Below are 14767 nucleotides of genomic sequence, written 5' to 3'. Positions count from 1 at the left end.
GTTTTCTGTTGGGCAGGGACAACCCTGCCCATGTTTAGTGTTTGATTAAAATTGATAGCGAACGTTGAGTTTAATATCCCGACCCGGTGATGCGACTTCAGACCACGCCGTGGTGTAATACTCATCGGTGAGGTTTTCGATCGCGAGATCAAATTTCACACCATCCCAAGCACCGTTAGGGCTATAGCTTGCATACAGGTCCCACAAGGTATAACCGTCATAGCTCTTCTGATCGGGGTTCTCGTCTTGATCCGCGTAATGAGACACTCGCGCACCCAAGTTCACCGGTAACGTCGCTAAACGATAATCCGTTTCCGCGACCAGTTTATGTGCGGGAATTTGCTCCAAGTAACGGCCATCCGCTTTATCCTTGCCTTCCATTTGGCTATAGCTCAAATCGTTTTTAAACTGACCATATTCATGATGGAAGCTCAGCTCTACCCCCTCCAATTTGGCATTGCTTACATTCTGGCGGGTGGTGGTCGCTCCCATAAAATCCACGTTCATTTCGATAAAATCTTCGACATCATTGCGGAAAACACGCGCATCGATATAGCCACTATCCAGATAAGCCATCGGAGCAAACTGATAGGTCAGCGCTAATTCTTTGTTTGCACTGTGTTCAGGCTTAAGGTTTGGATTAGGGACAAAACGGTTAATCAGTTTTGAAGGTCCCATCGGCACCACAAAATGGGTTCCACTGGCATACATTTCCTCTAAACTTGGCGCGCGAAAAGCTTCCTGATAGCTTGCCGTCAACGCCAACTGTTCGGTCACATTCCACGTCAGTGCAGTAGATGGTGACCATTGGCTGTCACTGGCATCCTCAATGGTTGATGTTGCTCGCGTGTCTTCATTTTTGTAATCGTCAAATCGCAGACCGGCAGTCCATTGCCAAGCTTCTGCAAGCGGAATCTCTAGCTGACCAAACACGCCAATGCTTCGCGCTTTCGCATCTTGTCCCTCAGGGCGCTCTCCCGGCGCACTTTTATCGTCACGCTGAGTTTGGTAGTGATCGAGATAACCATCAAATCCTGCGATAAATTCAATATCGTTGAATTGAGCACGATTGGTGAGTGACAATCCTAAGGTTTGCATTTGGTTGTCATCATGCTCATCGGTTGCGACACGATATTCTTGCATTTGCGTATCGTTCCAATAGACACGAGATGAAAGGTCAACCCAATCATTCATTGGTGTGTATTGATACGCTACAGCAAGGCTTTGGTCTTGAGTTTGGCGATGCACCAATGGATAGTTACTTGACGGGTCTTGAACCGAGGGATTCGACGGTGACATGGCATCACGGTCGCCTTGGCGCGCCGAGAAAGTCCACTGGTGCACAAGAGACGGTGTATAAGTGACCTTCGCAAGTCCTCCTTTCTCACGACTCGCGGAGTAGGATAAAGCTTTACCATTGCCCAGTTGATTGTCATCAGCATCGTGATAATAGCTCTGCACTAGCCAATCAATCTTATCCGTGCGCCCAAATACAGCGCCACTCGTACGCGATGCATTGTCGTTACTGTGGAAACCTTGCTTCAAGTAGCCACCAATATCTTGGTCAGCATCCAAGAAGTCTTGAGCAGATTTGGTGTTTTGCGCAACAATCCCACCAATCGCTCCTGAACCCCACACTGTGCTCGCGGGACCGCGAACAACATCAACAGTCTTGAGTAACTCCGGGTCGATAAACAAGCTTGAGCGATGCCCCAGAGAGAAATTCTGGCGTACACCATCAATCAGTTGGACCACGCGTCCGTTATCACTACTGAGCCCTCTAATCACTATGGCTTGTGATTCATCTCGCCCGCCACCGGCAATGGTTACATTGGGCAAATGGCGAATCAGATCCGCCACACTGGTTCCCTGCCGCTTTTCAATCTCTTCGAGTGATACCGTGCTCACAGCAGCAGCGCCGTTCGCTTTTTGTGCGTCAATGCGGCTCGCATACACCGATATAACGTCTGATGACGAATCCTCCGTGTTTTGCGTATCCGCAAACGCCGAAGGAATAAATGCCAATGTGCCAAGGGCAGCACCAATAGCAAGTTTGATCGCAGAAGGCATGAATAGGTTTGAGACATCCGTTTTTACCAGCATGGGTCTTCCTGTGCGTTAATTACAAATGAGAATCATGAACAATTTGGCAGGATTGTATTGATCATTAATGGCAATGTAAACGATAATTGCTCGTAATTAGGTTTGTAACTCATAATTACATTCCTGTTCGCTAACAGTGTGTAATGGACAGACGTCGAGCATTGCACTCACATTGACTGGTTTAATAAATAAAGGAATTCATCATGGCAACTGCCGCGGTTAGACTGCTTGCCCTCGTCTCTGCACTACTCTCACTCTCAGTCACAGCATCACCACGCATAGTCAGCGCAGGGGCTGGTGTAACAGACTTACTGGTTGAATTAGGCGCGACAGAACAGATAGTTGGCATTGATGTCACCAGCCATCTTCCGAACAAAGAAGTGCCGAATGTCGGCTACCACCGCCAACTTGCCGTCGAAGGTGTGCTGTCTTTATCACCGACTCTAGTCGTAGGCTCAGATGAAATGGGCCCTACCCCGGTTTTGGAGAAAATCGAAGCGTCAGGGGTAACCGTGGCTCGACTGTCTAGTGAACCCAGCGTCGAGACACTCAAAACACGGATTAAAAAAGTCGCGAGCCTGACTCATACAGAGTCCAAAGCCGCAGCCTTACTGGCCGATATAGACACCAAGCTTGCGACATTGAGAGCGCATGCCCCTAAAACCTCGCTCAAAGGTGTCTTTCTTTTGGTTCACCAAGGACGTCCTGCCAGTGTCGCGGGAGCCAATACCTCACCGGATACCTTGTTGTCGCTGATGGGTGCGACTAACCCTGCCGCCGCGGCGCTCAGTAGCTATAAACCACTGTCGCCAGAAGCGTTACTTGGCTTTGATCCAGACTTTATCTTGGTCATGCAGCGTTCTCTCGACCAGCTAGGCGGTGTTGAAGGGCTCGCTGATGCCGTGCCTTTACTCAATGCCACGCGCGCATTCCAACAGCAGCGAATTATTCCAATTGACGGCAGTGTATTAGTGGGAGGGCTTAGCTTGAAATCACTGGATGAAGCCATTCGTATTCAGCGCGCTGTCGTTGGAGAGAACGACTAATGCAAGCGTCTTTTCGATCCTCACAGTCGCATGTTTTTCCGGCGCTCATCGTCGCACTTGTCGTCGTAGGGATAACATCTATTGCGGTGGGACAATGGCAACTTGGCTGGCTGACCAGTTTACAGAGCTTAACCCCTTGGCATGACAATATTGAGCCGCATGTGCTCGCCATCGTTCAACAAGTTCGATTACCTCGAACCTTGCTGTGTATTTTTATCGGTGCATTGCTCGCCGTTTGCGGCACTTTGATGCAGGGGCTTTTCCGCAACCCGCTCGCTGACCCGGGTATTATCGGTGTCTCTGGCGGCGCATCATTAGGAGGCGCACTGGGCTTGCTATTGCTCTCTTGGGGCAGTATCGAGGCCAGCTTTGTGTTTTCGGTGCCTGCCTTTGCGTTTATCGGTGCACTACTGGCAACCCTATTTGTATACAGAATTGGCACAACGGCCATGGGCAGTTCGGTAACCATCATGTTGCTAGCGGGCATTGCGATCAGTGCTTTGTCCGGCGCTGCATTAGGCTTGATTAACTATGTTGCGGATAATCAAACGTTACGAGACATCGCCCTTTGGTCGATGGGGTCACTGACCGGTGCGACTTGGGGACAGATTGTTCTCACTGGCATCGCTGCATGCTTACTCACGGTATTTGCCTACCAGCGCGCACGCCACTTAAATGCCCTTTTGCTCGGTGAAAACGAAGCGGCGTATTTGGGCATTGATGTACACCATTTAAAACGCCTACTCATTGTTGTGACTGCGGCGGGAATGGGCATTGCGGTAAGTGCTGCCGGTCTTATCGGCTTTGTGGGTCTAGTGATCCCACACATTGGACGTTTAATTGCCGGCCCGGATCATCGCACACTGGTGCCCTTATCAGCCATTCTTGGTGCCCTGTTACTGACCTTGGCCGACATTGTTGCCCGTGTCATTGTCGCACCCGCCGAATTGCCGGTTGGCATTATTACCGCCCTAATGGGGGCTCCTTTCTTTCTATGGCTTCTTATTCAACAACGAAAAGCAGTGGTTCACGAATGACAGATTCTGCCCTTCAAATCTCCAAGCTCAGCTATGCGCTTAACGGCCGTCAACTGCTAAGCGAGATTAATCTCGCCTTTACTGCCGGCCAGTTACACGTTTTACTCGGGCCGAATGGTGCGGGGAAAAGTACACTGTTAAAGCAATTGATTAGCGACAAACATCAACATGGCAGTGTGCAGTTTTGGCAACAGCCAAAGAGCCAGTGGCAAGGCGAAGAATTTGCCCGACGAGTTGCCTTCCTGCCCCAACATAGCGGGCTCACGTTTGCATTCTCAGCACAAGAAGTGGTCGAGATGGGGGCGACACCACTAAAGGCAAACCGAGAACAGATCGCGGCCCTGGCTAACGAGCAACTAACGGCATGGGATATTAGCCATCTTGCTCATCGACCGTATCCGATTTTGTCTGGCGGTGAAAAACAACGCGTACACATGGCGCGCGTGTCATTACAGCTGGCACAAACCGCACCGGATCAAGCGATTCTGATGCTGGATGAACCCACTTCGGCCTTAGATATTACCCATCAACATTACACCCTAAAGCGCTGTCGAGCACTCGCTGACCAAGGAATGACAGTACTCGTAGTGTTGCACGACCTGAATTTGGCGGCGCAATACGCCGATCAACTGCATTTTCTGAAAGCAGGTCGAATCGTCCTATCCGGCGATCCGTGGCAGTGTTTTAGTAGTGATAGAGTGGCAGACATCTACCAATACCCGCTGACCGTATTGACGCACCCAGAGCATAACTGCCCACTGATCGTGTCTTAATTGACAAATACATCATAGCTGGCTCACAAAACCGCCTGTTGGTCCGTTTTCGCTGATCAGACCAATTGCGAGTGTGCGCCAACCTAAGTAAACTGAGAGCGCAACCGATTAGCTATGAGAATGGATGAAATCGGATTCGTTACCTTCGCAACCGTCTGATGTGCCGGGATTGTGAAAGACATCGCCGCTGAGAAACAGCGGCGTTTTTCTGTAAGGTCGCGAGTAACGATCCCTACGCATTACTACAAAGAAGAATCAAGATGGCAACGATTAAAGATGTCGCGCGTCTCGCCGGTGTATCGACCACGACGGTGTCGCACGTGATAAACAAAACCCGCTTTGTCGCAGAGAAGACGACTGAGAAAGTATGGCAAGCGGTTGAAGAATTGAACTACGCCCCAAGTGCTGTGGCGCGAAGCTTGAAGTGCAATACAACACGTACACTGGGTATGTTGGTGACTAAATCCACCAACCCCTTTTTCGCCGAACTGGTTCACGGTGTGGAAGACTATTGCTATAAGCAAGGCTACACGCTGATTCTCTGCAATACCGAGGGTAACCTTGAAAAGCAACGCGACTACCTGCGTATGTTGTCTGAAAAACGCGTCGACGGACTCATTGTGGTGTGCTCTGACCTCAACGAAGATTTGATGCTGTTATTAGAAAAAAAACGCGATCTGCCTATGGTCGTGATGGATTGGGGCAGTCATCATATCGATACAGACCGTATAGAAGATAACGCTGAATTGGGCGGTTACCTTGCTACCAAACACTTTATTGATAATGGTCATACTAGGATTGGCTGCATTTCTGGCCAAATGGATAAAAATACCTGTAAGCATCGCTTAAACGGTTATTTCCGCGCGTTAAAAGAAGCCAACATTCCAGTAAATGAAAATTGGTTGATTGAGGCAGATTTTGAAGCCGATCAAGCGCAAATTGCAGCGAAGCAATTAGCGACAATGTCAGACCGCCCGACCGCTGTGTTTTGTTTTAATGACATTATGGCATTAGCGGCCATTAGTACATTTAACGAGCACGGCTTGAAAGTGCCAGATGATATATCGGTGATTGGTTACGATAATATTGATCTCACCGAGTATTTCTCGCCACCATTGACAACTATTCACCAGCCCAAACGCCGCCTAGGCAAAACGGCCGTCAAGCTCTTGCTCGCGCGAATTGCCAACAACGAGACTCAACAGCAAGTGTTCGAAATGCAACCTGCACTAGTGAGTCGACAGTCAGTTAAAACACTATCTTAATGTTTTAACGAAATTTTTATGAAGAGCACCGTCAATGCCTTGGCGGTGCTTTTTTACGCGACTACTCTTCCTATAGTGCTTTTACTCTAGTTCATCAATTACACCCACCCTGAACCAAGATCACACTTTGCGTAATAGGAGAGGACGACATCGGTGTCTAATTATTATATGCTTAATAGCGATTGAACAAGGCAAACCATGGCGAAAGCATGGGACGCAAAGCCTCCGGCCTAATGGTAATTTGACATGATGTCAAAATATCAACGGTAGCGGGGTTGCCAACATATCAAAGCTGACAAATTTGATGGCTCGTTGACAATTCTGCGATCTTGCCTTGTTACATTATGACGTCTTTTTTAGGCATTAGTAATTCATCGAGATTTTAATCAAATGGATAAACCAGCTTTAAAGAACGCAATGAAGTTATTTGCCAAATTGGGCAGTATAAAGTCCCGTTCAATGTTTGGTGGGTTTGGTATCTTTTGTGAAGACACCATGTTCGCACTTGTCGTTAACAACACTCTCCATTTACGTGCTGGAAAAGAAAACGAAGCACTATTAAAAAAACAAGGCTTATCACCCTACGTGTATAAAAAGCGGGGCTTTCCCGTTGTGACGAAATATTTTGCGATTCCTGAATACTGGTGGGATGACCAAGATAAACTGCTCACTGAAGCCAAAGAAGCGCTGGATGTCGCGACACGCGATCGTACTTTGAAAAAACAAGCCGCACCGTCTCGTTTAAAAGACTTGCCTAATTTACGGCTCGCGACCGAGCGCATGCTGAAAAAAGCAGGTATTGAGACGCCTGAAAGCTTACAGCAACAAGGTGCCGTCAATGCCTATAAAGCGCTCCTTTCTGCGCATGAAAAAGAGCTAAGCTTGGAGTTACTGTGGTCACTAGAAGGTGCGATTACTGGCAAGCATTGGTCTGTGGTTCCACCCCAACGTCGCCAAGAATTATTACAACATTTAGAAAATTAATTCCTCACAACCCCCATACCTCTCTACCTTTTTTGTGAGCAATGTTCGCGTCCAACACCGCCTTTATGGCGGTGTCGCTTTTTCTGAACGAGCTAAACGCTCAATAAATCATCATTCAAACTAATTTCTGACTAATAGCGAAAGTTTCTTGCGATCGGTCGGGTCTGGTTAAAGGTACGATTAAGGACACAGTTCCTCAATGTAACCGACAAATCAGCCAGTTAATTCAGCTACAGTACCTAAAGTAATAACTGGGACCCATTTACTATCGGACGAGACACAGTATGCCAGTAAAAAAGATATTGCTTGGTTTAGTGGTGGTGGCGCTTGTAACACTTTGGTTCAGTTTAGATCTCAGCCAGTGGCTCACGCTTGAAAACGCCAAAGCACAACAAGTGGCATTGAATGATTACATTATCGAAAACGCGACCATCGCAAGCCTGGTGTTTTTTGTCGGCTATGTGGTGATGACCGCCCTGTCCTTACCGGGTGCGGCAGTGGCCAGTCTATTGGGCGCGGCACTCTTTGGCTTTTGGTGGGCATTAGTGTTGGTCTCCTTTGCCAGCTCGATTGGCGCTACCCTCGCCTTCTTGGTCAGCCGTTTTATGCTACGTGACTGGGTCCAAGCTAAATTTGGCAGTAAGCTCGACACCATTAATCGCGGCATAGAGAAAGACGGTCGCTTGTATCTGTTGACCCTCCGCCTGATCCCGATTTTCCCGTTTTTTCTGATTAACTTGGTGATGGGACTAACCTCGTTCAAAACCCGCACCTTCTATTGGGTTAGCCAGTTAGGGATGCTGCCAGGCACCGCGGTATACGTGAATGCAGGGACCCAACTGGCCCAAATCGACGCACTCGGCGATGTGGTGTCTCCGTCGGTGCTTGGCTCTCTCGCCTTACTGGGTGTCTTCCCACTACTGGCAAAGTGGGTCATGGCTTGGATCACGCGTCGTAAACGCTATCAAGGTTGGAACAAACCCCAACAGTTTGACCGCAATATGGTAGTGATTGGTGCCGGTGCAGGCGGCTTGGTATCGAGTTATATCGCTGCAGTGGTAAAAGCAAAAGTCACGCTGGTTGAAAAAGGTTCGATGGGAGGAGACTGCCTAAACACCGGATGTGTTCCCTCAAAAGCGCTAATACGCGCGGCAAAAACCATGCGAGAAATTGGCAAGGCCAAAACGTTTGGCATTCATACCCAAACGCCAGCTGTTGATTTTTCGGCCGTGATGGCACGGGTTAAACAGGTTATAACCCACATTGAGCCTCACGATTCGGTCGAGCGTTACACCAAACTCGGCGTGGAGTGTGTGCAAGGTGAAGCGCACATCGTTTCGCCATGGGAAGTTGAGGTGAACGGCGAGCGACTGACCACTCGCAACATCGTGATTGCCACAGGCGCACGCCCCATGCTGCCCCCGATTCCCGGTTTGGCTGAGGTCACGCATTACACCTCGGATACGATTTGGTCTCTGGCTGAGCTGCCACCACGGTTGTTGGTTTTAGGCGGTGGCCCCATTGGCGCGGAATTGGCGCAAAGCTTTTCATGCTTAGGCAGCCAAGTGACGCTCGCGGAAATGGCTGACCAACTTCTTAGCCGTGAAGACAAAGATGCCGCACAGCTAGTTGAGCAGGCGTTAGAGCGTGACGGTGTCACGGTTTTAACACAGCACAAAGTCAAAGCATTTGAACACAGTGATAATGAGCAAATCGCGTTACTCGATGGCCCTGACGGTGAGAAGTCTGTCTCATTTGATGCGGTGCTAGTCGCGTTAGGGCGCAGTGCCAACACCAAAGGATTTGGTCTCGAAAAGCTCGATATTCCAGTGACCGAGCGTGGCACTATTCAAATCAACGAGTATCTGCAAACCGTCTATCCGAATATCTATGCGGTAGGTGATGTAGCGGGGCCGTTTCAGCTCACCCACGCCAGTGCCCACCAAGCGTGGTATGCCGCCGTGAATGCACTATTCGGGCAATTTAAACGCTTTCGTGCTGACTATTCAGTAATGCCTTCCGCGACCTATACATCGCCAGAAGTCGCGCGTGTGGGCATCAATGAAAAAGAAGCCAAAGCCAATCAGCAAGAGGTGGAAGTGACCTATTACGGCATTGATGATCTGGATCGCGCGATCGCTGATGGAAATGACCACGGTTTTATTAAGGTACTGACACCGAAAGGAAAAGATACCATTCTGGGGGTGACTATTGTTGGCGAGCATGCAGGCGACTTGCTCGCAGAATTTACTCTCGCCATGCGGCACGGGTTAGGACTGAATAAAATTTTGGGCACCGTCCATCCGTATCCAACCATGAGTGAAGCGGTGAAGTATACCGCTGGAATGTGGAAACAAGCCCATGCACCCGAGAAGCTGCTTAACTGGGTCGAAAAATATCATCGTTGGATGCGTCACTAATTGAAAAGGAAGATGACAATGAAACACTGGATAGCGGCGTTAACATTGGCAATTGCGAGTACTGCCAGTTTTACTGCCTCTGCAAGCGCGGAAAACAACAGTTGGGAAAGTATTGAGCAACAAGCCAAAGGTCAAACTGTTTACTTTAACGCATGGGGCGGCAATCAAGAGATCAATGCTTACCTGCGCTGGGCAAGCCGCGAGTTACAACGCGATTACGGTGTCACCCTGAAACATGTCAAAGTGGCGGATATCGCTGAAACCGTCAATCGCCTGCTTGCCGAAAAGACCGCCGGTAAGGATAGCGGCGGCAGTGTCGATATGGTTTGGATTAACGGCGAAAACTTCAAATCGATGAAGGAAAATGATTTGCTGTACGGCCCTTTTGTCAGCACGCTCCCCAATTGGCAAATTGTCGATAAAAGCTTACCGGTTGAAGAAGACTTCACGGAGCCTACAGACGGCCTCGAAGCACCCTGGGGGGTGGGACAGCTGGTGTTTATCCATGATCAGAAAACCTTGGCCAACCCACCTCGCTCTTTCGCCGAACTGTTAAGTTTGGCTAAAGCATTCCCTGGCCGTATTAGTTACCCCAAACCCCCTGAGTTTCACGGCACCAGTTTTCTGAAAGCGGCGTTACTCGAGCTCACGGACAGCCGCGAGGCACTTTACTTGCCGGTTGATGAGGTGGATTTTGACGCCGTGACCGCACCATTGTGGCGCTATCTCGACCAACTGCACCAAGTCTCTTGGCGCGAAGGCGCGCAGTTCCCATCGGGTAGTGCTGAAACTATCCAATTGTTGGACGATGGTGAGCTTCTCGTCGCGATAGCGTTTAACCCCAATGCAGCAAAAGCGGCGGTGGCCTCTGGAAAACTTGCCCCATCAGCGCGTGCGTTTGCCTTTGACCAAGGCGCGCTGTCTAACATTCACTTTATGGCGATTCCATACAACGCCAATGCCAAAGCCGGTGCCATGGTCGCCATCAACTTCTTAATGAGCGAAAAGGCACAGCTGCGCAAAGCCGATACCCAAGTATGGGGCGATCCACCCGTCGTGAAGCTGCCTGACACCGCCGAAGTTAGCCGCTTTAACACCCAACCCGAGCCACACCCAAGCTGGCAAACCGCGCTTGAGCGCGCTTGGCTGAAACGCTACGGCCAATAGAAAGAGGTTGATATGGCACGTTTGCTGTTTGCCATTACCCTAACGGTGTGCTGCCTACCCTTGTTGCCAGGGGTGGGCGGCTTATTCGCGACCGCCTTTGCATTCTTACCCACACTAGGGCTGACAGAGGCTAACTTTAGCGGCTGGCAAGCTGTCATGGCATGGCCGGGGCTATCACAATCTATTCAGCTAACGCTCATCTCGGGGTTAGGCAGTAGCCTGCTCGCGGTGGCACTTAGCTTTATGATTTTACAGGCTACTTGGCACACGCCTATTTGGCAAAAGATCAGTGCACGCTTGCCTGCGCTACTGGCATTACCACACGTCGCGTTTGCGATTGGTCTGGTTTTGCTGCTATCCCCGTCGGGTTGGCTATTTCGCCTGTTAACTCCCCTTCTCGGCGATCAACCCGTGACTTGGGCGCTGGTACAAGACCCTTATGTTATTGGGCTCACCTTGGCGCTGACGCTAAAAGAAACTCCGTTTTTACTATTGATGAGTCTATCGGTGCTGCGTCAAATTGATGTGTCTAGACTGACGATGGTATCAACCAGTCTCGGGTATAACCGCACCGCAACCTGGTTAAAAGTCATTCTTCCGCTTTGGCTGGCCAAAATGCGTTTCCCGATTTTTGCCGTCATCGCCTACAGCCTGTCAGTGGTTGATGTGGCGATGATCCTTGGGCCGAATACGCCGCCTACCTATGCGGTATTGGTATGGCAGTGGTTTAATGACCCGGATTTAGCACTATTTCCCAGAGCATCAGCCGGTGCCCTGCTGTTATTTGTTCTGTGTGGCTTAGCCTTATTGCTATTTCGCTTTTTGGCGTGGCTTGGTTGCCAATGTCTCAATCGCTGGCAATACACGGGCCGCCGCCACGCATGGTTACCCGGCAAATCACTCTGGTGGCCGGTGTTTATCACTCCCCTTGCAATTATGCCTGTGTTGCTGATGTGGTCATTCGCGCTGCGCTGGTCATTTCCCGATTGGCTACCCAGCCGATATAGCTTACGGTTTTGGGAGCAAGAGCTTAGCTATGTGTGGTCATTGGCGGGGAACAGTATTGTTCTGGCGGTGATCAGCGCCAGTGTCGCCTTGCTATTTGCCATCGGATGTCTGGAACGGTCAGTCAATCAGCAACGCTCAGTGCCGAGAGCGATCATCGCTATTCCATTATTGGTTCCTCAACTCTCTATCTTGTTCGGTATTCAGGTGGCGGTGTATAGCCTTCCCGGCCAGTGGCACGTGCCGGCAACCCTTTGGGCTCACATTTTTTTCGCGTTTCCTTATGTGTACCTCGCACTCGATGGGCCGTGGCAGCAATTTGATATGCGTCTTATGCAAACCGCCAGAAGCCTCGGTGTCAGCGCCACGCTTGCATGGTGGCGAGTGAAACTGCCACTCCTTTTGCCCGCCATTATTTTGGCGTGGGCGGTCGGCGCGAGTGTCAGTTTGGCACAATACCTACCCACACAATTGCTGGGCGCGGGACGCATTAATACCCTGACCACAGAGGCGGTTAGCTTATCGAGCGGCCTCGATCGCCGTATCAGTGGCCTGTATGGGCTGATGCAAGCGATGCTTCCTCTCATTGTTTTCGCCTTAGCCACTGTGCTGAGCCGCGTGGCTGAACGCCGTCTTTTACCTACATCAACACCAACTATCTCAGGAGCTGAACACCATGACACTGTGTGTCAACCAACTCACCATAAACGCGCCTGATCAATGCTTGGTGCGTGATTTGTCATTCTCGGTCGCCCCGGGAGAAATACTCACCGTAATGGGTCCCAGTGGCTGCGGAAAATCGAGCCTGCTGAGCGTATTGGCAGGACACATTCAACCGCCCATGCATTACAGCGGCCAACTAACCTTAAATGGTGAACCCTTTGATCACTTGCCGCCGGAGCAGCGCCGTATCGGGATTCTGTTTCAAGATGATTTACTGTTTCCACATTTAAATGTGTGGCAAAACTTGGCGTTTGCGTTGCCATCCTCGATGAACAAAGTACAAAAACGTGATCAAGCTATCGCAACATTAGGGTCTGTCAATTTAGCGGAGTTTGCCGATTATGCCCCCAGCCAGCTCTCCGGCGGGCAGCGCGCGCGGATCAGTGTGTTGCGTGCATTACTCGCCGCGCCCGATGCTATCTTGCTTGATGAACCCTTTAGTAAGCTGGATAAGCCGCTACGACGGGATTTTCGGGCCTTTGTGTTTGAGCAAATTGCGCAGCGAAACATTCCTGCGTTGATTGTGACGCATGATGCCGAGGATATTGCGGATCAGAGCCGCTGTTTAAATTGGCCGGCTCGCCCGACTGACTCCGCACCGCAAGAGGAGATGCAAAATGCTTGATCGTTACGCCATCACGGTGATCCGCTGGCCATTGAAGCAGGCAGCGGTGCGGCTTACAAAATGGGAGCTAAAACCCGATACCGTCACGCTCTCAGGCTTTTTGATTGGCTTGCTGGCCGTGCCCGCTCTCGCGCTGCAAATGTATTGGCTGGCGCTTGTGTTTATTATCATCAACCGACTTTTTGATGGCCTTGATGGTGCGCTCGCCCGCGAGCAAGGGCTCACGGACGCGGGGGGCTTTTTAGATATTACCCTCGATTTTATCTTCTACGCGGCCATTCCTTTTGGCTTTGCCCTAGCCGATCCGGCCAATAACGCCATCGCCGCCAGTTTTTTGCTGTTTTGCTTTATGGGGACTGGCGCAAGTTTTTTAGCGTTTGCAATTATGGCCAGCAAACACCAGATTGATAACCCGGTTTACGCCAATAAGTCGATGTATTACATCGGCGGGATCACCGAAGGAACGGAGACCATCGCGAGTTTTGTGTTAATGTGCCTTTTCCCAACATACATGGCGTGGATTGCCGGCATCTTTGGCGCAGCCTGTTTAATTACCGCAGCAACACGAGTCTGGGCGGGGTACCAAACGTTGCGTACGCTCGATACGCCCTCCTCCTAGCTTATAGCCACTGGTGCTGCAGCTGCTCTTTATCGCCTAAGTAATCTAGCAGCCAGCGCACCGGTGGTGATTCTTTATCCGAGCGCCATGCAATGCAGCACGGACTACTTAATAGCGGCTCTTCAAGCGCAAGCTCCACCAGCTCTCCTCTCGCAATCGCATCTTCTGCCATGTGTGAAGGCATCACACCAATGCCTAACCCTGCCTTAAAACATTGCATGGCACTGTGCCAATTCGGTACCGTGAGGCGGCGCTGATTATCCAATAGCCAAGTGGTACGGCGCGGTAAGCGGCGCGAGGTGTCTTCCAAACAGATAGCTGGATACGGCGCGAGCTGATCATTAGCCAGTGGCTGGGCACACTGGACGAGTGGATGCGAGGGGCTCACCACAAACCGCCAACGCAGGGTGCCCATTTCCCGATAGCGAAACGCCCCGCTCACTGGCACGGCAGCCGTGGCACCAATCGCAATATCGGCTCTATCATCCGCCAACGCATCCCATACGCCGTTAAACACTTCCATGGTTAGTAACAGCTCGACATCAGGAAACGCATCGTAGAAATCCCGCACCAGCGTATTGACGCTATCTTCGCGCACGACGTTGTCCAGCGCTAACGCGACACTTTGTGTCCAACCATTGGCCACACGTTGTGTTTGCTGGCGAATAGTTTCCATGTTCTTAATCATCTCACGCGATTGAGAGACAAAAAACTCTCCCGCCGCCGTCAACCGAACCTGACGATGAAGCCGCTCAAACAGGGTAACCGCCAGTTTGTCTTCAATCTGGCGCACCGTGTAGCTCACCGCACTCGGCACTTTGTGCAACTCGTCGGCCGCCGCGGAAAAGCTTCCTCGCCGTGCGACCACGTCAATCACTTGAAAATCTTGGTAAGAAAACATTCAAATCAATTTTTTTGAAAGCAATGTTCAAATCATAGCGTTTCACAGCATAGATTGTTAGTCATAAACTGCTTGTTACACTAATCTTTGCATCAAGAG

General features: G+C 50.4%; 12 protein-coding genes and 1 riboswitch. Of the genes, 10 read left to right on the top strand and 2 right to left on the bottom strand.

Annotated elements, in window-relative coordinates; all coding sequences use genetic code 11:
* Positions 1–45: 45 nt before the first annotated feature.
* Positions 46–2103, bottom strand: a complete 2058-nt coding sequence (locus BZG84_RS05110) for a TonB-dependent hemoglobin/transferrin/lactoferrin family receptor (RefSeq protein WP_077479344.1) — start codon at positions 2101–2103, stop codon at positions 46–48.
* Positions 2104–2306: 203 nt separating this feature from the next.
* On the opposite strand from BZG84_RS05110, the gene BZG84_RS05105 reads away from it, so the two are divergent.
* From BZG84_RS05105 to BZG84_RS05060, 10 genes are all read left to right on the top strand, one after another.
* Entirely contained in the window at positions 2307–3149 is an 843-nt protein-coding gene (locus BZG84_RS05105) for a heme/hemin ABC transporter substrate-binding protein (protein WP_077479343.1), read from the top strand.
* On the top strand, positions 3149–4186 hold the full coding sequence (locus tag BZG84_RS05100) for a FecCD family ABC transporter permease (protein WP_077663110.1): 1038 nt from the start codon (positions 3149–3151) through the stop codon (positions 4184–4186). Before BZG84_RS05105 ends, BZG84_RS05100 begins: the two co-directional genes overlap by 1 nt.
* The gene (locus tag BZG84_RS05095) at positions 4183–4959 is read left to right on the top strand and encodes a heme ABC transporter ATP-binding protein (RefSeq protein ID WP_077479341.1); all 777 of its coding nucleotides are present in this window, start codon (positions 4183–4185) and stop codon (positions 4957–4959) included. The genes BZG84_RS05100 and BZG84_RS05095 overlap by 4 nt, the downstream gene beginning before the upstream one ends.
* A gap of 260 nt (positions 4960–5219) precedes the next feature.
* Positions 5220–6224, top strand: a complete 1005-nt coding sequence (purR, locus tag BZG84_RS05090) for an HTH-type transcriptional repressor PurR (protein WP_077663108.1) — start codon at positions 5220–5222, stop codon at positions 6222–6224.
* A 180-nt stretch (positions 6225–6404) separates the two neighbouring features.
* Positions 6405–6507, top strand: a riboswitch (cyclic di-GMP riboswitch).
* 107 nt (positions 6508–6614) lie between these two features.
* Complete coding sequence (locus tag BZG84_RS05085) at positions 6615–7208, top strand: TfoX/Sxy family DNA transformation protein (protein ID WP_077479339.1); 594 nt, start codon at positions 6615–6617, stop codon at positions 7206–7208.
* A 284-nt stretch (positions 7209–7492) separates the two neighbouring features.
* The gene (gene lpdA, locus BZG84_RS05080) at positions 7493–9628 is read left to right on the top strand and encodes a dihydrolipoyl dehydrogenase (protein WP_077479338.1); all 2136 of its coding nucleotides are present in this window, start codon (positions 7493–7495) and stop codon (positions 9626–9628) included.
* 12 nt (positions 9629–9640) lie between these two features.
* Positions 9641–10795 carry an ABC transporter substrate-binding protein gene (locus tag BZG84_RS05075; protein WP_077479337.1) on the top strand — a complete coding sequence of 385 codons (1155 nt, stop codon included), beginning with the start codon at positions 9641–9643 and terminating at the stop codon, positions 10793–10795.
* Between the two features lie 12 nt (positions 10796–10807).
* Positions 10808–12517 carry an ABC transporter permease gene (locus tag BZG84_RS05070; protein WP_077678013.1) on the top strand — a complete coding sequence of 570 codons (1710 nt, stop codon included), beginning with the start codon at positions 10808–10810 and terminating at the stop codon, positions 12515–12517.
* Positions 12477–13148: an ATP-binding cassette domain-containing protein gene (locus BZG84_RS05065; RefSeq protein WP_077479335.1), complete on the top strand. Its 672-nt coding sequence runs from the start codon at positions 12477–12479 to the stop codon at positions 13146–13148. Before BZG84_RS05070 ends, BZG84_RS05065 begins: the two co-directional genes overlap by 41 nt.
* The gene (locus BZG84_RS05060) at positions 13141–13767 is read left to right on the top strand and encodes a CDP-alcohol phosphatidyltransferase family protein (protein WP_077479334.1); all 627 of its coding nucleotides are present in this window, start codon (positions 13141–13143) and stop codon (positions 13765–13767) included. Before BZG84_RS05065 ends, BZG84_RS05060 begins: the two co-directional genes overlap by 8 nt.
* 1 nt (position 13768) lies before the next feature.
* On the opposite strand, the gene punR is transcribed toward BZG84_RS05060, so the two are convergent.
* The gene (gene punR, locus BZG84_RS05055; protein WP_046073314.1) at positions 13769–14668 is read right to left on the bottom strand and encodes a DNA-binding transcriptional activator PunR; all 900 of its coding nucleotides are present in this window, start codon (positions 14666–14668) and stop codon (positions 13769–13771) included.
* Positions 14669–14767 lie beyond the last annotated feature (99 nt).

Source organism: Salinivibrio sp. PR932 (assembly GCF_001996125.1).
Taxonomy (GTDB): domain Bacteria; phylum Pseudomonadota; class Gammaproteobacteria; order Enterobacterales; family Vibrionaceae; genus Salinivibrio; species Salinivibrio proteolyticus.
The sequence above is the reverse complement of the archived record's forward strand: the minus strand, read 5'-3'. Positions and strand labels throughout refer to the sequence as shown.